This is a genomic window from Pseudofrankia sp. DC12 (genome assembly GCF_000966285.1).
GTDB lineage: Bacteria > Actinomycetota > Actinomycetes > Frankiales > Frankiaceae > Pseudofrankia.
The window spans coordinates 6,081,015-6,104,422 of record NZ_KQ031391.1 but is presented as its reverse complement, the minus strand read 5'-3'; the positions used below and the strand labels follow the sequence as shown (position 1 = coordinate 6,104,422).

The window sequence follows — 23,408 nt, the reverse complement described above, 5'->3', positions numbered from 1 at the left end:
GGCGCCCCAGACCGGGGCGCACAGGCCGCCGGCACTGACCGCCAGCCCGAGCGTGACGCCGGAAGCGGTGCCCGGCCGTCCCCCCGGCCCGCGCCCGAGGACCTGACGGCCCGAATGCGATGTGGATCAGGCACGGCCCGCAGACGCGGCGACCCGATGCCTGGAAACCATCGTTACCTTCTGGTTTCGCCATGGATTCTGTGGTCCAAGGGGGGTAAATTCTGCGGTTCTCAGCCATATCCGGCCGGAGGTATCGCCCATGTCCGCAGTCGCACCGACGGTCACCGTCCGCACACCGCCCGAGAAAGGGCTGAAGACCGGCGCTCTCGGGCTCGCGTCCTCCGTGGTGATCGGCGTCGCCTCGACGGCGCCGGCCTACAGCCTCGCCGCCACCCTCGGGCTGGTCGTGTCGTTCGTGGGCATCCACACGCCCATCGTCGTCATCCTGGCGTTCGTCCCGATCCTGTTCACCTCGATCGGCTACGCCGAGCTCAACCGCGTCGACCCGGACTGCGGCACGACGTTCACCTGGGCCGGGCGTGCGTTCGGGCCGAGCGCAGGCTGGTGGGGCGGCTGGGCGATCATCGCGGCCGACGTGCTGGTCATGGCGAGCCTGGCCCAGGTCGCCGGCCAGTACCTGTTCCTGCTGTTCAACGCGGACGGGATCGGCTCCGACCCGGCCAGCTCCTGGGTGCTCCTGGTCGGCATCCTGTGGATCATCCTGATGAGCTACATCTGCTATCGCGGCATCGAGATCTCGGCCAACATCCAGAAGGCGCTGCTCGCGGTCGAGGTCGTCGTGCTGCTCGTCTTCTCGATCGTCGCCCTGGTCAAGGTCGGCGCCGGGACCGCGCCGGTCGGGTCGCTCGGCGTGAGCTGGTCCTGGTTCAACCCGTTCGGCGGCGACTTCGCGAGCTTCTTCAACGGCATCACGCTGATGCTGTTCATCTACTGGGGCTGGGACTCCGCCGTCGCCGTCAACGAGGAGACCGAGAACCCGACCGAGACGCCGGGGCGCGCGGCCATCCTGTCGACGGTGCTGCTGCTGGTCACGTACATCCTCGTGACGATGGCGGCCCAGTCGTTCGCCGGCGTCGGCGACAGCGGGATCGGCCTCGCCAACCCGGACCACTCCGGCGACGTCCTGTCGATCCTCGGCAAGGCTGTCTTCGGCGGGTCGGGCTTCGGCTCGGTCCTGTCCCACCTGCTGATCCTCATGGTGCTGACGTCGGCCGCGGCCTGCACGCAGACGACGATCCTGCCGACCGCCCGCACCACCCTGTCGATGGCCGTCCACAAGGCGATCCCGGCCTCGTTCGCCCGCATGCACCCGAAGTACCTGACGCCGACCGTGTCGACGGTGGTCATGGGCACGATCTCGGTGGTGCTGTACGTCGCGATGAACTACATGTCGTCGGGCCAGGTGATCAGCGACGCGGTCACGGCGATCGGCCTGTTCATCGCGATCTACTACGGGCTGACCGGCTTCACCTGCACCTGGGCGTTCCGCAGGACGCTGCTGCACAGCATGCGGTCGTTCTGGCTGCGGGGCGTGCTGCCGACGCTTGGCGGCCTGATCCTGTGGTTCGCCGGCGCGTGGACGGTCTGGAGCGGCTGGGACGTGGCGACCGATGACAGCTACACCACCTGGCTGATGCCGTTCGCCCCGCACTGGCGGATCGGCGGGGTCTTCCTGGTCGCGTTCGCCTCGGTCCTCGTCGGGCTGGTGGCGTTCGTCATCTGGCGGATCGTCAAGCCGTCGTACTTCACCGGCGAGACGCTGCGGCAGGACCTCGCGGTCACCGAGACCGGCGAGATCGTGCACATCGACCCCGGGACCGCCGGTGCCTGACCCCGGGAGGCCGCCCTTTCGCCGGGAGCCGTCCGTCGGTCCGGCCCTGGACGCTGGCGCCTGAAACCGAGTTCTTCAGCCATGGATCCTCTCCCGGCTGGCGGGTCTCACTGCGGACCATGAGCGCCGTGGACGGTCGCCTAGCTCGCCGCCTTCAAGCGGGTCCGGGGGATCAGCCCCAGCGAGCACCGGGCCTGGGCCGCCGGCACCGAGCAGCCGGCCACCACGACCAGGCCCTGACAGCGTCGGCCCGCCTAGCGCGTGCCCGCGGGGTCAGCTCGCCGCCGTGGGCAGGACGGGCAGGACGACCGACGAGGGATGCGCGGCATCGTGGTGGATGTGCTGGGTCGCGGTGAGCATCGTCGTCGCCGACGCGAGCGGCTCGCCGGTGCCGAGGTTGCGGGCGTAGCGCGGGTGCGCCCCGCAGGAGACCTGCACGCGGATGCGATGCCCGGTCTGGAAGTGGTGGGCCGCCGGCCACAGCTGGAGGCTGGCCGCCCGGACGGTCCCGGGTGGCGCCTGCGGGTCGGGCGCGAGCCGGACCAGCCGGTCGCAGACGTTGGTCGAGACGCCCGCCGGGGACACGTCGCACAGCCGGACGAAGACGTCGAAGGTCTCCCGGTCCGAGCTGGCCTCGATCGACGCGGTCACGGTGCCCGCGAACTGCACGGGGGCGGCCAGCGGCGGGCCGGTGTAGGTCAGGACGTCGGCGCGGGCCTCAAGCGCCGCGTTGTCCTGGGCGCCGGCATCGCGGCCCAGCCGGGGGCCGCCGAGCGACGGGGTCGGGTCGGCCGGGTCGTAGCGGATGACGTCCGGCTCGCCGCCGGCCGCCGGCTCGTCTGTCGAGAGGTTCCCGCCCGGCTGCAGGTGGTAGGTCGTCGGGACGATGCCGGGCGGCGGCCAGTGCGGATACTCCCGCCACCCGCCGCCCTCGCCGGTGACGTAGGCCCGGACGATCGGGTCCGGCGCTGGTCCGATGCCGCGGACCTGGGCGTCGAGGAAGGCGAGCGTCTCGGTCATGGTCGGCCCGGCGGCGTCGCGCGAGACGTGGAACCAGGGCCCGACGACGAGCCGGGGCGGGTTGCCCGCGTCGCGCAGGAGCTGGTAGCTCTCGATCTGCCAGGGCAGGAAGATGTCGTACCAGCCGGTCACCATCAGGACCGGCGCGGTGACGTTCGCGAGGGTGGGCCGGTGATCCTGCCGGGTCCAGTACTCGTCGTCCGGGCCGTGGGTCAGCCAGTCCTGGTAGAAGTCCACGTGGCGGCCGAGGACGGCGGTGTCCGACTCGGACAGCGGCAGGGTCGCCATCCCGCGCCGCAGCGCCGGTGAGCCGCCGCGCAGCTGGGCGAGCATCACCCGGGCCATCGCCAGGCCGCCCTGCCGCATGTTCGCCATCATCGACGACCATTCCAGGCTGTTGGCCAGGGAGAACGAGCCGCCGTCGTAGGTGGGCAACGCGAAGTGCGGCATCGTGATCGTCGGGACGATCGCGGCGAGCTGGGCCTCCTTCTCGCCGGCCACCGCCCACTGGGTGTAGCCGAGGTAGCTGGGGCCGATCGTCGCGATCGTCCCGCCGTACCAGGGCTGGCTCCGAATCCACTCCAGCGCCGCCAGCCCGTCGGCCTTCTCGTGCACCTGGGGCACGAACGGCCCGGCCGAGCCGGACGTGCCGCGACAGCTCTGGATGACCACCTGGTAGCCACGCTCGGCGAACAGCAGGCCCTGCCCGGCGCCGAACAGGGCGCCGCGACCGTACGGCGACCGGATGAGCAGGATCGGCGGAGGTGTGCGCTCACCGGTGTCCGAGCTGTCCCCGCTGTCGGCCGGGTAGTAGCGGTCGGCGAGCAGGATCTGCCCGTCCGCGCCTGGGATCTGGAGGCCCTTCTCGGCCTTGGCCCGGCCGCTGGCCGGCGGCAGACCGTACCGGTTGCCGATCATCCGGCTGGCGAGAGACATAGGCGCAAACCCCACAAACACTCATAGCGGCGCTGACCGGACCCACGGACGCCTGGCCCGACGGTGACCACGCCGGCGGGTTGCTCGCGGACCCCAGCTCGAACGTCGGCATCGGCCTCCGGCGCAGCGTAGCGGCACCACCCCAGGCCCGAACGTCGCTGGTTCCGCTGAGCGGAAGAGCCCTCGGCTCCGCGGCAAGGAGCCGACGCGCATTGACGACGGCCAGCCCTACCTCCCGTCGTCAGCCGGAGATCCGCGGCCCGGTCTGTGGTGTGACAGCTGCGCGCGGCGGTCTCCGCCTCAGGCCAGGATTCGCGACTTCTCACGCTCGTACTCGGCCTGGGTGATCTCACCCCGCTTACGGAGGTCGGCAAGCTTCGCCACCTCGTCGGAGACCGCACGAGGCTGCACAGCGGAAGGCCGGAAGCCCTGGTAATGGGCCGCGCGCTGCTTCGTCTCCTCGGCGGACCGCTCGCTCATACCGTCCCCGCGGACGGCCATGTAGCACAGGACTCCCACCAGCGGAAAGATGATCGTCCCGACCACCCAGCCGGCCTTGCCCCAGCCCGAAAGGTCCCGGCTACGGAATATGTCGGCCATCACGACGAAAAGGAGGCCCATCCAGATCGCGAACAGGCAGAACCAGAGCATCGTCAAGAACACACCGAGAAGTGGATAGTTCATCGGCTATTACACCTCCATGCCGCTTCGAGCGGCGCCCAACAGCGTCACTCCCCCGTCATTACCCAGAAGAGGTAAGGCTGACCGAAGCGTGACCACATGGGCCGTTGGCGGGACCGCGCAATGATCCGTGGGCCAAGGCGGCGGTCACCCCCTTGAGCGGCACTTTCCCCGCGACGGGCTAGCGGCGGCGGGCGGCGGGCATAGCGCCCGGGTGGAGCTGGTGCGACGGGGCGCGCCCGTGTCGGGCCGGGTTTCGGTGCGGGGCGCCTTCACGGTGCGCCGGCCGCCACCCGGGCGGGGGCGCCTTTCGCTGGTCAGCGCGCTGGCCACGGGGATTCCGCTGATCCTCGGGGAGGTGACGGGCCAGCTCGCTCTGGGGCTGACCGCCACCTTGGGGGCGGTGACCGCGATCTACTACCCGAGGTCCAGCTGGCGGTACCGGGCGCGGGCGCTGCCGGTCGTCGCGGTCGGTTCCGCCGCCGCGGGCACCATCGGGGCCATGGCCGGGGGCAACCCGTGGCGGACCGCCATCGCGGTCGCCGCCGTGGCGTTCGTCGCCACGGTGCTGTTCGCGGCCCTGCTCGCGCCCCCACCCGGCGCCGTGCCCATCGTGGTCGCCTGCGCCGTCGCCACCCAGCTTCCGCCAGGCATCGCGAACATCGGGACGCGTGCCGCACTCACGCTCGCCGGCGCGGCCTTCGCCTACTTACTCACGATGATCTGCGCCCACGGCGACCAGACCGGGCCAAGCAGGCGCGCAGTGGCCGAGGCCCTGAAAGCGCTCGCCGCCATGTCCGACACCGTCGGAACGAAACAGACCGAGGTCACCCGGCACGACGCCGAGCGGGAGATCCGGCGAGCCGAGGTGATCGTGGCCCGGGACCGCCCTGGCGGCGCGCTCGCCGCCATCGCCGCCCGGCTGCGCCGCGTCTTCACCCGGATCGTCGACTACGCGACCCTGACCGGGCGACGACCGCCGGCCAGCGTGGCCGGGCGGCTGCGGGAGTATGCCGCGGGCGTCGCCAACGGCCGTTACGACCTACGGCGAGGTTCTGGCGGGTGGCGTGGTCCTGGCCGGTGGCGTCGCCGCCCGCCGCAGCCGCCCGCGCGGCCGGACGGCGCCGGTACCGCCGCGCTGGCCACTGCCTGGGCCGGCGCCGCGGGGCGCGCCAACGTCCTGGCCGACCGCACCGAGGCACGGAGCCGCCCTGCGGGGCGGACCCGGACCTCGGCGCCGGCCAAGACCGCCGGGCCGGGGCCCCGCCACGGCCGGGCGGCGGCGCGGCACCGGCAGGACCACACGTCGTGGGCCTGGCACCGGCTCGCCGTGACGGTGGCCGACCTGGCCCGCCCCACCGGGGTACGGCCACTGGCGCCGATCATCGCACCGACCCGCGACCTGCTGGCGGACGGGCTGCGGCCGCGGTCACCGGCATGGCCGTGGGCGACGCGGTGTTGCCTCGCGACGGCCGCCGCGGCGCTGCTCGCGATCGCCGCCGGTGTCGACCGGCCGTACTGGGCCCCGGTCGCCGCCGCCTCGGTCCTGGAGGTGCGGACGGCCCGGGTAGCCGGGCAGCACACCGTGCAGCACCTGCTCGGCACCGCCCTGGGGGCACTCGTCGCCTTCGCGCTGCTGACCGTCCCGCTGCCCCTGTGGTCGCTGATCGTAGGCGTCATGGTCCTGCAGGCCGCGATCGAGCTGCTCAACCCGGCCAACGGCGGGTTCGGGGCGCTGCTGGTGATGCCGCTGACGATGCTCGTCGCCCAGGTCGCTGGTCCGGGCCAGTCGGCCGAGTCGATGCTGACCTCCCGGCTCGTCGACACGCTGCTCGGGCTGGTCGTCGGCCTGGCCGCCTCGCTGGTCCTGTGGCCACGGGTCGCCGGCCACCGGCTGCCGTACGCGCTGGGCGACTGCGTGGGCGCCATCGGCACCCTGCTGGCGAACCTCCTCGCGGAGGCTTCGGGCCCAGGCACTCCCCCGGCCACGCGGGCTACCCAGGGGCCCGACCGCGGCGGACGGGAGCAGCGGCGGGACCGGCGGGACCGGCGGCGCGGAGCGGACCGCCACCACGTCGAGGCGACCCTCGAATGGCTCTCCGAAATGCACGTCGAGGCCGACAACGAGCCAGGAGAGGCAGCACGGGCGACCTGGCCCACAGTGGTCGCCGCCCGCCGGCTCGGCTACCTCGTCCTGCTGGAACCGCCCGGGCTGCGCGATGCCCTGCCCGCCACCGCCGCCACCCCCGAAGGCATCCGGCTCCTGTTCGGCCAGCTCGCCGCTGGCATGCGCGGCGACGACCGGCCGCCGCCACCCGAGCCGGTGGGGCTGCCCCCGTTTCCGCCCCTACGGCGCGAGTTCGCGGCCCTCGTCGACTCCGCCCCCCACCGCTGAGCCGGCCTAGGCTGGCGGAGAGGCACGGGCCGAGCCATCCGCTCCCGCGGCCTCGGCGGCGGTGTCGCCCAGGAGCGGGCGCAGCCACTGGGCCGCGGGATCGGCGTCGATGAGCAGCGCCTTGGCCAGCAGGGTCATCGGAACCGCCAGCAGCGCCCCGAGCGGGCCGAGAACGTATGCCCAGAACACCACCGACAAGAAGGTCAACGTGGCGGACAGCCGCACCACGTTGCCGACGATCTTCGGCTGGATGAACGACTGCACCACCATGTTGACCAAGGAGTAGACGACCACGACCCAGAGCATCCGAATCACGCCGCCCTCGAGCAGGCCGAGCAGCGCCGGCGGGATCAGGCCCACCACGAACCCGATGTTGGGGATGTAGTTGGTGATGAAGGACAAGAGCCCCCACAACAGCGGTAGCGGGATCGCCAGCCACTGCAGCGAAAGCACGTCGAGCGCGGCGACGACCAGCCCGAAGAGCGAGGAGACGGCCAGGTAACGGCGGGTGTTGCGGGCGAAATCCCGCAAGGCCGCCGCCAGGAGCGGCCGTGAGCCGGCGACCACGTCAAGCCTGCGCGCGAAGGACTCTCCGTCGATCGCCAGGAAGAAGACCAGCGTCACGAGGAAAACGAGGCTGGACCCCACCGAGGCCAGCCCGGAGAGAATCTTGCGCAGCACGCCGGCCAGCTTGGACAGGTCGAGCCGGCCGACCGCGGCGCTGGCCTGTTGCGGCTGGACACCGAGGTCCTCCAGCCACCGCGAGCCCTGGTCCAGCAGTTGCTCGAACTGCGGGCGGTAGTCCGGCAGCAATGTGATCAGCCGGGCGGCCGACGCGACCAGGGCGACCAGGAGGCCCGCCAGGATCGCGTAGATCGTCGCCATCACCACGACGACGCCGATCCACCCGGGCACCCCGTGCCGGCGCAGCCACGCCTGCAGGGGGTGCACGGTGACGACGAGGACCAACGCCAGGAACGCCGGGCCGAGCGTGTCCCGGAAGGCCCGGGCTCCGCCCGTCGCGACGGCCACCGAGGCCAGTCCCAGCAGGATCACCAGCGGGCGGGCCAACGATCCTTTCGGGGTACCGGTAGAAGACATCCGCACCGCGTTCCCGGCCTTCCGAGAGCCAGAGAAAGGACTGTTAGTCGCCGGCGAGAAACATCGCGATGCCGCTGGCCAGGAAGTATAGCCCGCTGACCACGGAAACCAGGAGGACGACATCCCATCCGTGGCGGTTCATCCAGGTGTCATAGCCGCCGATGATCTGCCCGGTCCGTCGCGGCGCGAGCAGAACGTGCGGATAGATACCGGCGGCGGCCAGCGGCAGGGCGCCGGTCATCGTCCACTCCTGCGCCGGGGCTCCGGCCCGCGCCGATCTTCAGTGTGGAACGATCTCATCGGAGCGCCGGAGCTCTTTCTCGGAACTGCCCGCACAGATCTGGTGCACGTGACTCACGTCCGGCGTGATGGCGGCGGTCACCGGCGACATCACCGATCGACGCGCTGGCAGGTCAGCCGCAGTGGGACCAGCCACTCGTCCAGGAGACGCTGCCGAGGCTGCCGCCCCACTTCACGCAGATGGCCTTCGCATACGTCTTCACCGGCCCGGCGTAGTACTGGTAGGAGCCCGAATCGGCCACCTTCGAAGATCCGTTCTGCGCCTGCACCGAGGCCGACATGGCCTGAGCCGTGCCCACGCCCGCGCCAGACTTCATCGTCACCACGCAGTTGGTGCTGCCGTTGTACATCAGCACGATCGTCACCGTCGTGGAGCCGCTGGTCAGGGTGTGTCTGTCAACCTGCGAATAGCCGGAACCACACACCTGGGCTGCTGTGTAGGGGTTCTTCTTCGCGGTGCTGGCCGGGGGGGCCGCCGGCGCGGTGGTGTGCGCGGTGGTGGTCCCGGAGCCGGTGGTGGTCGAGCCAGAACCGGTACCCGATGGCCGCGGACGAACTCGTGTCGGACCCGCCGGGGCTGGATCCCGAAGCACCCCCGACGCCGGCGGCGGGTACCGTCCCCGCGCCGCCGGTCCCGGCCTCGCCGGCCACTGGGCCCGTCGCTGCGGGGACCTGACCGGCGGGGCCTGATGCCCCCGTGCCTCGGACGGGGTCGGCGGCAGCGGACCGCGCGCGGGCGTCGGAGTCCTTCGCCACCTCGAACGCGGTCCGCCGGTCCGAGGTTTCGGCAGTGTGGTGCGAGCGGCGCGGTGTATCTCCGCTCGGGCGTGACGTGGTGACGTTCCTCAACAGGCGCGGCAACCGGCTCGGCCTGTCCTTTGTGCCGACGCGGACCGAGGGGCTCCTTCGGCGCTCACCGGTTATCTCCGGAGATCGCGGCGATGACACGTTCGACGGTGTCCCGCTTCTCGCCGATGGGAGCGACATAGTCGATCGCGGCCCGGGCGGCGGGCTCGCCGAGGGTGCGCGCGATGACCCAGGCGGCGAGGTACTGCGAGGCGAGGCAGCCGCCGGCGGTGGCGAGGTTGCCGACGGAGTGGAACGGCTTGTCCAGCACCCTCACTCCGCACGCCTCGACGAACGGGCGGCTGGTCGCGTCCGTGCACGCGGGGGCGCCCGCGAGCAGGCCGAGCCGGGCCAGGACCAGGGCGCCCGAGCACTGCGAGCCGATCAGCTGCCGGCCCGGGTCCAGCGACAGCGACGCGATCAGGCTCTCGTCACGGACGATGTCGCGGGTGCGGACACCGCTGCCGACCAGCACGACGTCGGCCTGCGCGGCGAAGTCCAGCGGGCGCTGACCGGTCACCTCGACGCCGTTCATCGAGGTGACCACCGGAGTAGGCGTGGTGAGATAGGCCGTCAGACCGCCACGGCGGCACCGGTTGATGATCGCGGCGGCGATGAAGCTGTCCAGCTCGTTGAAGCCGTCGAACGTCAGGACGGCGACCGTGAACGCTGGCCGCGCGGAAAGCGATGAGGCACCGTTACCAGTAGCGCTGTTCTCAGCTGTCACGGAAAACGATAACACTGGCTCGGCGGGCGGTGGTGGGCGATGAAGGGGCTGCTGTCGCGGCTGTCGGCGCTGGACGCCGACGCCGAGAGCGCGGTCCGCGTCATCGCCTATTTCGACGCGCTGGTGGCCGCCCGCGCCGACGCCGCCACGCTGGTCCGCGCGGCCGCGACGCTCGCGGAGTGCGGCGCGGGGCTGGAGACGCTGGGCGGCAGCCCGCCTCCACTCACGTACCAGAGAAAGAGGGGGGCACCATTCACGACTGGAACGCCTTCTGCCTCTACGGCAGCCACACCGTCGACATCAACGACCGCGAGAACGTCGTCTCCGGCGCCGACAACTGCCAGCGACGTCCGTGGAAGAGCCGGCTTGACCTTGACCCAGGGTCAAGGTTCCACCATCGCCACATGACCACTAACGACCCCGCGATCGAGGTCGCCGGGCTCACCAAGTCCTACGGCGACCACGCCGTGCTGGACGGCGTCGACCTGACCGTCCCGGCGGGCACCGTCTACGCGCTCCTCGGCCCCAACGGCGCCGGCAAGACGACCATCGTCAACATCCTGGCGACCCTGCTGACCCCCGATGACGGCGAGATCCGCGTCGCCGGCTTCGACGTGCGGCGCGAGCCGGCCGGGGTGCGCGCCGCGATCGGTGTCACCGGGCAGTTCTCGGCGATCGACGAGCTCCTCACCGGAGCTGAGAACCTCCGGCTGATGGCCGACCTGGCGCACCTGGACCGGGCGGCCACGACCACCGCCGTGACCGTGATGCTGGAGCGCTTCGACCTCGTCGACGCGGCCGACCGGCGGGCGCAGGCCTATTCGGGCGGCATGAAGCGGCGGCTGGACCTCGCGATGACGCTCATCGCCCGGCCCCAGCTGATCTTCCTCGACGAGCCGACGACCGGCCTCGACCCGCGCAGCCGGCGCGACCTGTGGGCCATCGTGCGCGAGCAGGTCGCCGACGGCGTGACGGTGCTGCTGACGACGCAGTACCTCGACGAGGCCGACCAGCTGGCCGACCGCATAGGAGTGCTCGACGGCGGCCGGCTGGTCGCCGAGGGCACGGCCGCCCAGCTGAAGCGGCGAGTGCCCGGCGGGCACGTGTCGGTGCAGTTCACCGACGCCGCGGGGCTGGCCGCGGCAGCGGCGACCTACCCGGAGGCGAGGTCCGACATCAGCGCGCTCACCCTGCAGATACCGGGCGACGGCAGCGTCGCCGCGCTGCGCCGCGTCCTTGGCGGCCTCGACGACGACCGCGTCGCCGGCCTGACGGTCGAGTCCGCGGACCTCGACGACGTGTTTCTCGCTCTTACCGGCCACGCGGCGCAGGCGCCCGCCTCCGAGGAGGTCTCCGCGTGAGCACCACCTACACCGTTCGCGACTCGGCGACGATGCTACGGCGCAACCTGCTGCACATCCGCCGCTACCCATCGCTGTCGATCATGCTGATCGCGCAGCCGGTCCTGTTCCTGCTGCTGTTCGTCTACGTGTTCGGCGGGACCCTGGGCGCCGGCCTGCCGGGCCACCAGGGCGGCGGCCGCGGCGACTACCTCGTCTTCATCACGCCCGGCATCCTGATCATGACCGTCGCCAGCGTCGCGCTCGGCACCGCGATCTCGACCGCGACCGACATGACCACCGGGATCATCTCCCGGTTCCGCACCATGAACATCGCCCGGGCGTCGGTGCTCACCGGCCACGTGCTGGGTGCCGTCCTCAAGACCTGTTTCGCCGTGGTGGTCGTGACGGCGTTCGCGTTCCTGCTCGGGTTCCGCTCCGGCGCGAGCCCGCTGGACTGGCTCGGCGCGGTCGGCCTGCTGGTCCTCATCGCGTTCTCCCTCACCTGGCTGACCGTCGGCATGGGCCTGGCCGCGGACAGCGTCGAGACGGCCAGCAACACCCCGCTGTTCCTGGTCATGCTGCCGTTCATCAGCAGCGGCTTCGTGCCGACCGACGCGATGCCGGTCGGCCTGCGCCAGTTCGCGCGGTACCAGCCGTTCACACCGATGATCAACACCCTGCGCGCGCTCGTCACGGGCACCCCGACGGGCTCCGACCTGTGGCTGGCGGTCGGCTGGTGCGCCCTGATCGCGCTGCTGGGCTACCTCTGGTCCCGTCGGCTGTTCCTGCGCGTTCCCGCGAAATAGGAGACGGGCGCGATGCTCACGATCAGCCAGCTGGCGTCGTACGCCGATGTCACCGTGCGCGCGGTGCGGCACTACCACGCCAAGGGCCTCCTGCCGGAGCCGGAGCGCGACCGCTCCGGCTACCGGCGCTACGGCGCCCAGGCCGTCGTCGAGCTGATCAGGATCCGGACGCTCGCCGAGGCCGGCGTTCCGCTCGCCCGGGTCCGCGAGCTGCTGGCCGCGGACGAGGCGCAGTTCGCCGCCGCCGTCGCCGACATCGACCGGCGCCTGCGCGCGGAGATCCGGGAGCGGCAGCGCCACCGCGAGCGGATCGCGCAGCTGGCCGCCGGAGACAGCCTGGCCCTGCCGCCGGACGCGGTGGCCTACCTCGGCCGGCTGCGCGAGCTCGGGCTGCCGCAACTGATGATCGAGGGCGAGCGGGACTCCTGGATCCTGGTCGCCGCCCAGCTCCCGGAGCACATGCCGTTCTACATGACGGCGAAGCAGCAGCAGCTCGACGACCCGGCGACGCTCCAGCTCTACCGCGATCTCGGCGAAGCCATCGCCTGGGAGGCGGACGACCCGCGAGTGGCGGCCCTGTGTGACCGGCTGGTGGCCCTCATCGAGGCCGAGGTCAAGGAAGGGGAGAACCAGGCCGACGGGTCGCCGGACCACGCCGACGTGATGCCCGACGAGCTCGCGGAGCTGCTCGACTCGGTCTTCCTCGACTCGCTGCCGATCGCCCGTCGACTCATGAGGCTGCTCGAGGAACGCGGCTGGCGCGGCTGGACGAAGCTCGAACGGATCCCGTCCGGCTAGAGCCGCCGTCGCTGGTCCCGGTCGTCAGGACGCCGGATCGGGTTGGTCAGTGTTGCGCGATCTCGGCGGTGGCGGCCCAGCTGGCGAGGAGCTTGAGGCCGTCCGCGGCCGGGGAACCGGGATCGCTTCGGTGCCGGGTACACGAGGGGGCGCGGCCGGGGTGTGAAGGAAACTCCATCGCCTCGAAGGTGCGGTCCAGGGGGCCGAATCGCGGGGTGGCGGAGTCCCTTGTGGCCGGTGCGGTGGAAGCGGACGTTATGGGCGGCCCAGCGGATGCGGAACTCGGCGCTACGGGCGGCGCGGCCGGACCGCCGCTCCCGGGATGGTCTACGGTGGCGAGGCCGGCGAGACGGTATGTCCTGGGGAGTGCGCTTGACAACGAACGCCGTGCCTGAGCCTGCCAAGGCCCAGGCGCCCTTCCTCGACACGACCGTGCCGCACTCCGCGCGGGTGTGGAACTACTGGCTGGGCGGCAAGGACAACTACCCCGCCGACCGGGCCGTGGGCGAGCAGGTCCGTGAGGTCTACCCGGAGATCATCGACGTCGCACGCGAGTCCCGGGGCTTCCTCGCCCGCGCGGTGCGCTTCCTCGCCGAAGACGCGGGCATCCGCCAGTTCCTGGATATCGGCACCGGTCTGCCCACAGCGGGCAACACCCACGAGGTGGCCCAGGAAATCGCTCCCGAAGCCCGCGTCGTCTACGTCGACCGGGACCCGTTGGTCCTCGTCCACGCCCGTGCCCTGCTGACCAGTACGCCCCAGGGCGTGACCGCCTATGTCGACGCCGACGTCCGCGACCCCAGGGCGATCCTCGCCGCCGCCGGCGATGTCCTGGACTTCACCCAGCCGGTCGGGCTGATGATGCTCGGCGTCCTGGGGAACGTCGCCGACGTCGACGAGGCGGGCCAGATCGTCAGCAGGCTGGTCGACGCGATCCCGCCGGGCAGCTACGTGGTCATCAACGACGGCACCATCGCCGACGCCGAGGCCGCCCGAGGAGCGATGGAGGCGGCCCGGCGGCGCAAGGATGCCGGTGACCCGTACTACCCGCGCACGCCCGAGCAGATCGCCAGGTACGTCGACGGGCTGGAGCTCGTCGAGCCCGGGGTGGTCTCCACCCCGCTGTGGCGGCCCGAGCCTGGCGTGAGCCCGCGGCCCATCGGCAGCCACGGAGTGGTCGCCCGCAAGAAGTAGGTCACCGCCACGGGCCGTCGCGTGCCGGACGGGCGCCTTTACCGCACGGGTTGGACCTGTCAGCGTGGAGTCGTGCGGGCGCTGATCAGGTACTGCGCGACGCCGGCCGGCCGTGTCGCCTATTCGACAACGGGTTCGGGACCGGCGCTGCTGTGCGACTCGGGCTGGATCACCCATCTGCGCGGGCAGCTGGACCTGTTCTCCTTCGGTGCGTTCGTCGAAGGCCTGGCCCGGCATTTCACCGTGACCCGGTTCGACAAGCCCGGCTGCGGGCTGTCGGACCGGGACGGCGCGGACCTGTCGTTCGACGGGCAGGTGGCCGCGGCGCTGGCGGTCGCCGACGCGGTGGGCGCGGACCGGTTCCGGCTGTTCGGGGCCTCGCAGGGAGGTCAGCTCGCCGTCGCGATCGCGGCGCGGTACCCGGAACGGGCCGAGGCGCTCGCGGTCTACGGGATGTGCGCCGACGGCCGGGAGCTGGCGCCCGCCGACGTCCGAAGGTCGGTCGTGGCGCTGGTGCGGGCGCACTGGGGCATGGGCCTGCAGGCGCTGGCCAGCGCGTTCGTCACCGAACCCACGGCCGACGACCTAGCGGCGTTCACCCGCTTCCAGCGGGAGAGCTCCTCGGCCGCGGTGGCCGCCGAGCTGCTGGAGGTCTACTACGACACGGACATCCGGGACCTGCTCGCGACGGTCCGGGCACCGACCGCCGTCCTGCACCGCGAGGACGACAGGGGCACCAGATTCGACCTGGGACGCGCGGTCGCCGCGGGTATCCCCGGAGCGGTCCTGATCCCGCTGCCAGGCTCCAGCCATCTCTACTACCACGGCGACTGGGAGGCGGTCCTGGCCGCGGTGGCCGGTTTCCTGGGCCAGCCGTCGCGCCGGGGACAACGGCTGACCGACCGCGAGTTCGAGGTGGCCGAGCTGGTCACCGAGGGCCTCACCAACCATGCCATCGCGAGCCGGCTGGCCGTCGCGCCGCGGACGGTCGAGACGCACGTGGAGAACATCCGGCGCAAGCTGCGGGTGAGCTCCCGAGCCCAGATCGCGGCCTGGACCACCGAAGAGCGGCTGCGCCAGCCCTCCTGAGGATCGGTTGAACACCCGAGGCCGGCGGCCGCAGCCCACGGCGGCGCGAGGGGCCGAATGGCGCCGAGTCGGTGGTTCACCCGATGGCCGGCCCGAGGCGTCGGTCCTAGCGTCAGTCCCATGTCAAGCACATCGAGGCAAACGCCTCTCCCGGAGGCTGGCGCACAGCCGTCGCATCCGCTGCTCGGACGGGAGGACGCGTCATGACGGCGCGGCGTGGCGTCGGGCTGACGCCCATGGAGACCCGGCGGGACGTCATCGTCGAGGCCGCGGTGCTGGCCGAACGGCTGGGCTACGAGACCTTCGCGGTACCCGAGGGCTGGGGGCTGGACTCCACCCCCATCGTCACCGAGATCGCGCTGCGCACCACCCGCATCCAGCTCGCGTCGGGGGTCCTGTCGGTCTGGGGGCGTACCCCGGGAACGCTGGCGATGACCGCCGCGACGCTGCACCAGGTCTGCGCGGGGCGGTACGTGCTGGGCCTCGGGACCAGCACCCAGGCGCTGGTCGAGGGCTTTCACGACACCCCGTTCGAGCATCCGGCCGCCAGGCTGCGCGACGTCGTCACCCAGGTCCGCGGGCTGCTCGCCGGCGAGCCGGCGCGGCCGCGCCGCGTCCCGGGCGCGCACCCGCTGCGGCTCGGCCAGGCGCCCACTCCCGAGGTGCCCATCTACCTCGGGGCGCTCGGCCCGCTGACGACCCGGGTAGCGGCCGAGCTCGCCGACGGCTGGATTCCCGCGCTGATGGCCCGGGACCACCTCGCCACCGCGGCGGCGCGGCTCAACCAGCTACGCGAGACCCTCGCTCCCGATCGGGCACCCCTCACCGTCGCGGCCGGGCCCATCACAGTCGCCGACGAGAACCCCGACACCGCGCGGGACATCGCCACCGCCTGCGCCGCCTGGTACCTCACCGCGATGGGTGGCGTCTACGCCCAGTCGGTGTCCGGACAGGGCTACGCCACCGAGGTCAGCGCCATCGTCGCCGCCAACCCGCGGCCGAGCCCGCGGCGCGGGACCGTCCCACCCGCCGCCCGGCCCGTGCTCGACCAGCTCGCCGCCTACGGAACCGGCGACCAGGTCAGCGAGCAGCTCAGCGCGTGGGACGAGGCAGCCGACATCGTCACGATCCTGCTGCCGCCCGGCCTGCCGTGGCCCCTGATCGAGGCAACCCTCGTCGCCGCGGCGCCGCCAGCCCGCCCGGACCCGGTCCTGACGCACACAGGTCCGGCCGGGTCAGCCGCGTTGGAGCGGTGATGGGGTTCTACGACGACCGGGTGCTGCCCCGTCTCACCGATGTCGCCCTCGGCAGGCCGATGGAGGAGGTAAGGGCGCGCGTCACGGCGGGGCTCTCCGGCGAGGTCCTGGAAGTCGGTTTCGGGTCGGGGCGCAACATTCCGCATCTTCCCGCTGGCGTCACGCGGCTGCTCGCGGTCGAGCCCGCCGCCGGCGGACGCGCGCTGGCCGCGCCGCGCATCGCGTCCGCACCCTTCGCGGTCGAGTTCGTCGGCGACGACGGCCAGGCGCTGCCCCTCGCGGACGAGTCGGTCGACCACGTCCTCACGACCTGGACGCTGTGCACGATCCCGGACGTCGCTCAGGCGCTGCGCGAGATCCACCGCGTGCTGCGACCGGGCGGCACCCTGCACTTCACCGAGCACGGCCGCTCGCCCAGACCCGCGGCCGCCCGCTGGCAGGACCGGCTCACCCCCGCCTGGAGCCGGCTGGTCGGCGGCTGCCAGCTCAACCGCCAGATCGACAATCTCATCGAGCAATCTGGACTTACGCTGAAATCCGCCCAGACGTACCCCATGAGCCGGACGGCTCTGATTGGCTTCGCCTACGAGGGCGTCGCGGCGAAACCGGGCTGACAGATCAGAGCGGGGGGCGCGGCAACCACCCAGACGGGTCCGCGGGACCATCAGGTCCGCTCGATCCCGCTGCCGGCCGCCAGCACGGGCAGCATCAGCTGACAGGAGCAGCCCGTGGATGCGGACGCCAACGGGGCCCTGGCTCCCCCCGGCCTCGGAGTCCTGCTGCGCGAGTGGGGCCGGATCGGCTGCCTCGGTTTCGGCGGACCACCGACCCACATCGCGATGTTCCGCGACCTGTGCGTCGAGCGGCGTGCCTGGATCACGCCGCACGAGTTCGAGGACGCGATCGCCGCGTGCAACCTGCTGCCCGGCCCGGCGTCGACCCAGCTGTCGATCTACTGCGCGTGGCGGCTGCGCGGGCGGGCGGGCGCGGTCATCGGCGGCCTCGCGTTCATCCTGCCCGGGCTGGCCGTCGTCCTCGCGCTGTCCGCGCTGTTCCTGGCCGGCTCGCCGCCCCGCTGGGTGCGTGCCGCCGGCGCGGGTGCCGGCTGCGCGGTCGCCGCCGTCGCCGTGCACGCCGCCGCCGGTCTCCTGCCTGCCAGCTGGCAGCGTGCCCAGAAGGTGAGCCGGCTGCGCTGGCCGCTCTACCTCGCCGCTGGCGTCGTCGGCGCCGCCACGCTCGGCCCGTGGCTTGTGCTGCTCCTCATCGGCTGTGGCCTGGTCGAGCTGGCTGTCCGCCGGCCCTGGTCAGGAGCTGGCGGCCGGCGGCCGGCGATGGCGATGGCGCCGGCGCTGGTGGCGGGTGGCGTCGCCAGCGGTGGGCTGCTCGCGGTCGGGTGGGTCGCGCTGAAGGTCGGCCTGCTGTCCTATGGCGGCGGCTTCGTGATCATCCCTCTCATGCAGGCAGACGCGGTGGACCGCTACCACTGGATGAGCGCCGGCCAGTTCCTCACCGCCGTCTCGCTCGGCCAGATCACCCCCGGCCCCGTCGTGCACACCGTCGCCGCCGTGGGCTACGCCGCGGCCGGCGTCGGTGGCGGGCTGCTGGCCGCCGCGGCCGCGTTCACGCCCTCGTTCCTGTTCATCGCCATCGGCGGGCCCCACTTCGACCGGCTACGCGCCAGCCCAGCGGCGCGTAGCTTCCTCGACGGCACCGCCCCCGCGGCCGTCGGCGCGATTCTCGGCTCGGCCATCCCGCTCGCCCGGGCCCTGCACGAACCCTGGCAGTACGCCACCCTCGGCGGCGCCGTGCTGCTGCTCGTCGTGGCGCGACGCGGGGTGGTCCTCACGCTGCTCGCCGCCGCGGCGGTCGGTGTTCTCGTCGTCGCCGCGGGCGGGCCACTGCCGACCTGACCAAGATCCGGCACTGGCTGGACGGCCTGTTCGCGGGCCTGATCGCGCGGCGGTGCCCACAGCCCGCGGTGCCGCCGACACCCGCGACGCTGGCCAGCTCAGCGGCGGTCAGGCCGTGGTCGCCGACCCGTTGGGGGCGGTGACCTCGGCCCCTGGCAGCTTTCTCCCGCGGCCGCGGCTGCCGATGCTCGCGCTCCTGCGCCACACGGACGCCGACCAGCGCGCTCGCGACCGTCGGGCTGTGCGTCACGACGGTGGCCCCGAGCTTTCGGTGCGGCCGCGCGGGCGTGGCCGCCTCAGGTGCTCGGCCGGTCCTCCGCCGCGGTGGGCGAAGAAACCGCTGGCGACCGGCTGTCCGAGGCGGGCAGAACGGGCAGGTAGAGGCGGGAACCGGCGGCGGTGAACTCGGCGGCTTTGGCGCGCAGACCTGCTTCGACTGCGTCGTCGGGGTCGAGGCCTTGCGTCGCCGCCTGGCGGCGGACGTCGTGGCTGATCTTCATCGAGCAGAAGTGGGGGCCGCACATCGAACAAAAGTGGGCGGACTTCGCCGGCGCGGCCGGCAGCGTCTCGTCGTGGAAGGCCTGTGCGGTCTCCGGGTCGAGGGCCAGGTGGAACTGGTCGGTCCAGCGGAAGTCGAAGCGGGCGGCGGACAGGGCGTCGTCCCAGGCCTGCGCGCCAGGATGCCCCTTGGCGAGGTCGGCGGCGTGCGCGGCGATCTTGTAGGCGATGACGCCGGCCTTGACGTCGTCTCGGTCCGGCAGGCCCAGATGCTCCTTGGGGGTGACGTAGCAGAGCATCGCGGTGCCATGCCAGCCGATCAGCGCGGCGCCGATGGCTGAGGTGATGTGGTCGTAGCCAGGCGCGATGTCGGTGGTCAGCGGCCCGAGCGTGTAGAACGGCGCGTCGTGGCACAGCTCGCGCTGGAGGTCGACATTCTCTTTGATCTTGTTGAGGGGGACGTGCCCGGGCCCCTCGATCATGACTTGGACGTCGTGCTCCCAGGCGATCGTCGTCAGCTCGCCGAGGGTCGCCAGCTCGGCGAGCTGGGCGGCGTCGTTCGCGTCGGCGATCGAGCCGGGCCGTAGCCCGTCGCCCAGCGAGAAGGTGACGTCGTACGCGCGCAGGATCTCGCACAGCTCGGCGAAGTGGGCGTAGAGGAAGTTCTCCTCGTGATGCGCGAGGCACCAGGCCGCCAGGATCGACCCGCCACGAGAGACGATCCCCGTGCGTCGGTCCGCCGTCAGCGGGATGTGGCGCAGCAGCACGCCGGCATGGACCGTCATGTAGTCGACGCCCTGCTGGGCCTGCTCGATCACCGTGTCGCGGTACAGCTCCCAGGTCAGGTCCTCCGCACGCCCGCCGGCCTTCTCCAGGGCCTCGTAGATCGGCACGGTCCCGACCGGCACCGGTGAGCTCCGCAGGATCCACTCCCGGGTGAGGTGGATGTCGCGGCCGGTGGAGAGGTCCATGACAGTGTCCGCGCCCCAGCGGGTCGCCCACACCAGCTTCTCCACCTCCTCCTCGACGGAGGAGACGACCACCGAGTTGCCGATGTTGGCGTTGATCTTCACCAGGAAGTCGCGGCCGATCGCCATCGGCTCCGACTCAGGATGGTTGACATTCGCCGGTAGAACCGCCCGGCCGGCGGCGATCTCCGCGCGGACGAAGGCGGGGTCAAGTCCCTCGCGCACGGCGACGAACTCCATCTCCCGGGTGACCACGCCACGGCGTGCGTAGGCCAGCTGGGTGACGGCCCGGCCGGGCAGGGCCCGTCGCGGCGGACTAGTTCCGGCGAGGAGGCCATCCGCGCCCGTCCGGCCGTCATCCTCGGACGGCGCCGGCCCGGCCGGCCGCTGCCCGGCGTCGACCGGCCCCGGGATCCCGGCCGTGTCGCCGCGGGCCTCGATCCACGGGTCGCGCGCGGGGGCGAGGCCACGCCGCACGTCGACGGAGACGTCGGGATCGGTGTAAGGACCTGAGGTGTCGTAGAGAACCACCGAGTCGCCGTTGGACAGCGCCACCTGCCGCATCGGGACCCGGAGCCGCCCGTCGGGTCCGGTCAGGTAGGTCCGCCGGCTTCCCGGAAAGGGAAGGGACACGGGGCTGGGGTGAGCGGAACGCTCCATGAGAACTGCTCCCTACGCCGGCATTACCCGGACAGGTTCATGCGGTCGGCGACCCCGGGCCCAGAAACCCAGCCGCCCTCTCAGCCTCCTGAGGTGGAAGCTCCCGCGTCGGTGCCCGGAGGTGCCCGGGCACGTGCCACAGCCCATCGGCTCCGACCGAGGTCGGCGGCGAATGCGGCCCGTGGCTTACGAGGACGTTACGACAGATCTGACGCCGCCGCGTCCCAAAGCCTGATGCCGACGGCGTTCGATGACGCGTCCCAGGGGGCACTGCTGGGCGCCTCATCGGGCCAGCCGCTCCCGCGGAGTGGGTTTGGTCGATGCCGTGAGCGCATCGGGTCTGGTGCGCCGATACTTTCCAGGACAAGGTCGTGACCGAGACGCGCCCGGCCGGCGCCACCCGCTCGGCGGTTCGCGTGCGCCTGGGCACGCGGTCGGCGACGACCGACCTGGACGAGGCGGCGAATCCACGTGAGCAGTACTTCCGGCGATCCCCAGTGGGCCGGTCAACCAGCCGGCTGGGACTGGGCACCGCCCCCGCAGGGGCCGGCCGGCGGCGCACCGTCGCCGTCCGGCCCGCCGCCGGCGACCGGCCCGACCGCCCCGATGGCGGGTCCCGCCGCGTTCCAGCCGGCCACCGTGCCTCCCGTCACGGGCCCGCCAACGGCCCCGCCGCCGGGCGGAGCGCCGTGGGGCGGTGGCGCGCCGATGCCCGCGCACTACGCGCAGGTACGCGGGCGCATCGTGTTCGACAGCGCGTGGTGCCCCCTGCGGGAGGGCCGGACCAGCGGCTTCTCGATGATGGGAACGCGCCAGCTCCTGCTCACCGACCTCCCGGCGGTCTACGTGCAGGACAGCGGCGGCCTGAGCACCGCGGTGCTCAGCGCGCTGGAGCCGGCCTTCGACCCCGCCGCGACGGTAGAGCTCGTCGAGGGCGGCACCCGGCTCGCTGTCGACGTCGCGTTCCCGGACGGGCGGAGCTACCAGGCGGCGACCGTCACGCCGTTACCGCCGGAGCTCCAGAACGCGCTCACCGGACTGGCGGGCCGGCTGCTGCCGGACGCGCGGACGGCGGCGTTCGTCAGCCCGTGCGCGATGTCCGTCACGCCGCACTACGAGCAGGACACGGCGGCGGACGTCACAGTCAGGACCACCCCGGCTCCCGGCGCGCCGCCGCCCGGCGCCGGCGTGCTCTCCACGGCCAGCGTCAAGGGGGCCGCGGCCTGGGTCGCGGCCGCCGCCCGCGGCACCGCGACCGGCGGCGGCCAGGGGCCGGCGGGCGCTGCGGGCGATCCCGACGGGGAGCTCACCGCCTACGTCGTGGTGAAGGACGGCCGGCTGGAGCTGCGCTCGCGGGGGCGCGCGATCATCGACTGGCCGCTCAACCGCGTCGCTGTCGAGCAGGCGGGTCCCACCAGCGCGACGGTGCGGGGCGGCGCCGTGCTCGACGGACGGTTTCTCACCGGCGTGACGGTGCACCTGGCCGCCCCGCCGGTGCTCGCCGCCTTTGTGGCCATCGCGCGGGCCGAACGACGCGAGGCCGAGTCGGCGGCCATCGGCACGTCCGCGCCGGTCTGGGCGAGCGGGCTGGGCGGCGACGCGGCCCGGGCCCGGGCGGACTGCGTGCTCAGCGACACCGTGCTCGAACTGCAGCCGCGGGAGAGCGCCACGAAGCTGTCCCGGTTCGACCTGTCCGACTCCCGGCTGCGGATGGCCGGTTCGGCGCAGCGGTTCGTCATCTTCGACCCGGAGCACGGCCCCGTCGTCGTCGAAAGCGACTCGGAGGCGTTCGGCGCGCGGGTGGCTGCTCATCCCGGCGTCCGGGGCGCCGCCGAGCGAACGCTCGCCGCCGGCCCCTACCCGGCCGAACTGGCCGACGGAGGGCCGGTAGCCTGCGCGGTCGCGGCCGGCACACTGCGGGTGAAGGGCCCCGGCGTCGACCGGCGGGTGCCGCTGCGGCAGATCCGCTCCGTCGAGGGCGCCTCCGGCGAGACCCGCGCCAGCCTGCGGGTGGCGGACCCGGGCGGGGACGTCACGGTCGTCGGCCAGCTGGAGCTCGTCCGCGCGCTGCACACGGACATCGCCGCCGGCAACTACGCTGCCGAGGACCCGCGCCACCTGCCCGACATGCTGCGAGCGGCCGCGGGCCTGGAGGACGACTACTTCCTCTATACGATCTTCGGGCCGTTCTACGAGCTGCACGCGGCCCTGCTCGGTGACGCGGCCGCGGGCGGCCTGGCCGCGCCGGTGGAGCTGCCGGCCGACGACGAGGGTCGGCTGCGCACCGCCGCGGCCCTGTCGGAGGGGCTCGACGAGCTGCGGCGCCACCTCGACCAGGTCGGCTCGGTCCTGCCCGCCTTCATTCGCCATCGCGACGGGCTGCTGCTGGCCCCGGTCACCGACGGGCGGCCGGAGCCGGAATGGCTGAAGACGCAGGAGGCCCGGCTGCGGACGGCGCTCGCCCCGGCGCAGCGCGCGGCGGCGGAGACCGGGGCGCTGTCGGCCCAGGTGCAGCGTCTGATGGACCTCGACCCGTCCGCGCTGCCGAAGGCCAACTACGCGGGCGCCGCGGTCGCGCTCGGCGCGGCGCTGCTGAACCCGGTGTTCCTCGTCTCCGGCGCGACGCAGGCGTTCAACCAGTACAACCAGCGCGCGCAGCGGTCGGCGCTGATGAGCACGCAGGCGGCGAGCGGCTGGGCGAGCGCCCTCGACCGGTGGAACACGCTGGTCACCACGACGCTGCCGGTACTCGGCTACGTGCTCACCGAGAACCTGTTCGCGCTGCGCTGGGAGACCGCCCGCCAGCTCGCCGAAGAGCTGCGGCGCGCCGCGCCGGCCGCCCGCGGGCCAGCGATGGGTGGCGTGGCCCGTCGGCTCGCCCAGCTTGACGTGATGCGCCGCTACCCGGCGACGACGGGTATCCGGCTCACCCGCGGCGAGATCACGCACCATCTTCGCGTCGCACGCGACTCGGTCAGCACGCCTCGGTTCGTCGACTTCTGATTCCCCTACCGGAGCCGCGCGGGAG

At 72.7% G+C, this 23,408-nt stretch carries 19 protein-coding genes; 12 read left to right on the top strand and 7 right to left on the bottom strand.

Translation table 11 applies throughout. The features are described from left to right. The first annotated feature begins 259 nt into the window (after positions 1 to 259). Positions 260 to 1,852 carry an APC family permease gene (locus tag FRADC12_RS24645; RefSeq protein ID WP_045878413.1) on the top strand — a complete coding sequence of 531 codons (1,593 nt, stop codon included), beginning with the start codon at positions 260 to 262 and terminating at the stop codon, positions 1,850 to 1,852. A 273-nt stretch (positions 1,853 to 2,125) separates the two neighbouring features. On the opposite strand, the gene FRADC12_RS24640 is transcribed toward FRADC12_RS24645, so the two are convergent. Both FRADC12_RS24640 and FRADC12_RS24635 read right to left on the bottom strand, forming a co-directional pair. After that, the gene (locus tag FRADC12_RS24640; RefSeq protein ID WP_045878412.1) at positions 2,126 to 3,808 is read right to left on the bottom strand and encodes a CocE/NonD family hydrolase; all 1,683 of its coding nucleotides are present in this window, start codon (positions 3,806 to 3,808) and stop codon (positions 2,126 to 2,128) included. A gap of 300 nt (positions 3,809 to 4,108) precedes the next feature. Beyond that, a complete protein-coding gene (locus FRADC12_RS24635; RefSeq protein ID WP_045878411.1) occupies positions 4,109 to 4,492 on the bottom strand; it encodes an SHOCT domain-containing protein in 384 nt (127 codons plus the stop codon). 238 nt (positions 4,493 to 4,730) lie between these two features. Here FRADC12_RS24635 and FRADC12_RS24630 point away from each other — a divergent pair, with 238 nt between their 5' ends. Continuing rightward, positions 4,731 to 6,884: an FUSC family protein gene (locus FRADC12_RS24630; RefSeq protein WP_198153028.1), complete on the top strand. Its 2,154-nt coding sequence runs from the start codon at positions 4,731 to 4,733 to the stop codon at positions 6,882 to 6,884. 6 nt (positions 6,885 to 6,890) lie between these two features. Here the strand turns inward: FRADC12_RS24630 and FRADC12_RS24625 are convergent, their stop codons facing one another. The 4 genes from FRADC12_RS24625 to FRADC12_RS24610 all read right to left on the bottom strand — a co-directional run bounded on the left by FRADC12_RS24625 (position 6,891) and on the right by FRADC12_RS24610 (position 9,858). Continuing rightward, positions 6,891 to 7,985: an AI-2E family transporter gene (locus FRADC12_RS24625; RefSeq protein WP_045878409.1), complete on the bottom strand. Its 1,095-nt coding sequence runs from the start codon at positions 7,983 to 7,985 to the stop codon at positions 6,891 to 6,893. Between the two features lie 43 nt (positions 7,986 to 8,028). Further along, a complete protein-coding gene (locus FRADC12_RS24620; protein WP_045878408.1) occupies positions 8,029 to 8,226 on the bottom strand; it encodes a hypothetical protein in 198 nt (65 codons plus the stop codon). A gap of 172 nt (positions 8,227 to 8,398) precedes the next feature. Then, on the bottom strand, positions 8,399 to 8,650 hold the full coding sequence (locus tag FRADC12_RS24615) for a serine/threonine protein kinase (RefSeq protein ID WP_232304014.1): 252 nt from the start codon (positions 8,648 to 8,650) through the stop codon (positions 8,399 to 8,401). A 548-nt stretch (positions 8,651 to 9,198) separates the two neighbouring features. Continuing rightward, entirely contained in the window at positions 9,199 to 9,858 is a 660-nt protein-coding gene (locus FRADC12_RS24610) for a DJ-1/PfpI family protein (protein WP_084011160.1), read from the bottom strand. A gap of 39 nt (positions 9,859 to 9,897) precedes the next feature. Here FRADC12_RS24610 and FRADC12_RS33470 point away from each other — a divergent pair, with 39 nt between their 5' ends. From FRADC12_RS33470 to chrA, 9 genes are all read left to right on the top strand, one after another. Then, the gene (locus tag FRADC12_RS33470) at positions 9,898 to 10,266 is read left to right on the top strand and encodes a hypothetical protein (protein ID WP_084011159.1); all 369 of its coding nucleotides are present in this window, start codon (positions 9,898 to 9,900) and stop codon (positions 10,264 to 10,266) included. After that, positions 10,263 to 11,219: an ABC transporter ATP-binding protein gene (locus FRADC12_RS24605; RefSeq protein WP_045878407.1), complete on the top strand. Its 957-nt coding sequence runs from the start codon at positions 10,263 to 10,265 to the stop codon at positions 11,217 to 11,219. Before FRADC12_RS33470 ends, FRADC12_RS24605 begins: the two co-directional genes overlap by 4 nt. Next, positions 11,216 to 12,007, top strand: a complete 792-nt coding sequence (locus FRADC12_RS24600; protein ID WP_045878406.1) for an ABC transporter permease — start codon at positions 11,216 to 11,218, stop codon at positions 12,005 to 12,007. Before FRADC12_RS24605 ends, FRADC12_RS24600 begins: the two co-directional genes overlap by 4 nt. A gap of 12 nt (positions 12,008 to 12,019) precedes the next feature. Further along, on the top strand, positions 12,020 to 12,805 hold the full coding sequence (locus tag FRADC12_RS24595; RefSeq protein ID WP_045878405.1) for a MerR family transcriptional regulator: 786 nt from the start codon (positions 12,020 to 12,022) through the stop codon (positions 12,803 to 12,805). 354 nt (positions 12,806 to 13,159) lie between these two features. Beyond that, positions 13,160 to 13,999 (top strand): SAM-dependent methyltransferase, encoded by an 840-nt coding sequence (locus FRADC12_RS24590; RefSeq protein ID WP_045878404.1) that lies wholly within the window; start codon positions 13,160 to 13,162, stop codon positions 13,997 to 13,999. A 72-nt stretch (positions 14,000 to 14,071) separates the two neighbouring features. Next, positions 14,072 to 15,088 (top strand): alpha/beta fold hydrolase, encoded by a 1,017-nt coding sequence (locus FRADC12_RS24585; protein WP_045878403.1) that lies wholly within the window; start codon positions 14,072 to 14,074, stop codon positions 15,086 to 15,088. 203 nt (positions 15,089 to 15,291) lie between these two features. Then, positions 15,292 to 16,344, top strand: a complete 1,053-nt coding sequence (locus tag FRADC12_RS24580; protein ID WP_045878402.1) for an LLM class flavin-dependent oxidoreductase — start codon at positions 15,292 to 15,294, stop codon at positions 16,342 to 16,344. Beyond that, complete coding sequence (locus tag FRADC12_RS24575) at positions 16,344 to 16,958, top strand: class I SAM-dependent methyltransferase (RefSeq protein WP_045878401.1); 615 nt, start codon at positions 16,344 to 16,346, stop codon at positions 16,956 to 16,958. Before FRADC12_RS24580 ends, FRADC12_RS24575 begins: the two co-directional genes overlap by 1 nt. A 114-nt stretch (positions 16,959 to 17,072) precedes the next feature. Then, complete coding sequence (gene chrA, locus FRADC12_RS24570) at positions 17,073 to 18,254, top strand: chromate efflux transporter (protein WP_045878400.1); 1,182 nt, start codon at positions 17,073 to 17,075, stop codon at positions 18,252 to 18,254. Between the two features lie 296 nt (positions 18,255 to 18,550). On the opposite strand, the gene thiC is transcribed toward chrA, so the two are convergent. Beyond that, a complete protein-coding gene (gene thiC / locus FRADC12_RS24565; protein WP_045878399.1) occupies positions 18,551 to 20,380 on the bottom strand; it encodes a phosphomethylpyrimidine synthase ThiC in 1,830 nt (609 codons plus the stop codon). Positions 20,381 to 20,851: 471 nt separating this feature from the next. Between thiC and FRADC12_RS24560 the strand changes: the two genes are divergently transcribed. Continuing rightward, positions 20,852 to 23,383, top strand: coding sequence for a hypothetical protein (locus FRADC12_RS24560; protein WP_232304012.1), 2,532 nt, complete (start codon positions 20,852 to 20,854; stop codon positions 23,381 to 23,383). Positions 23,384 to 23,408: the final 25 nt, after the last annotated feature.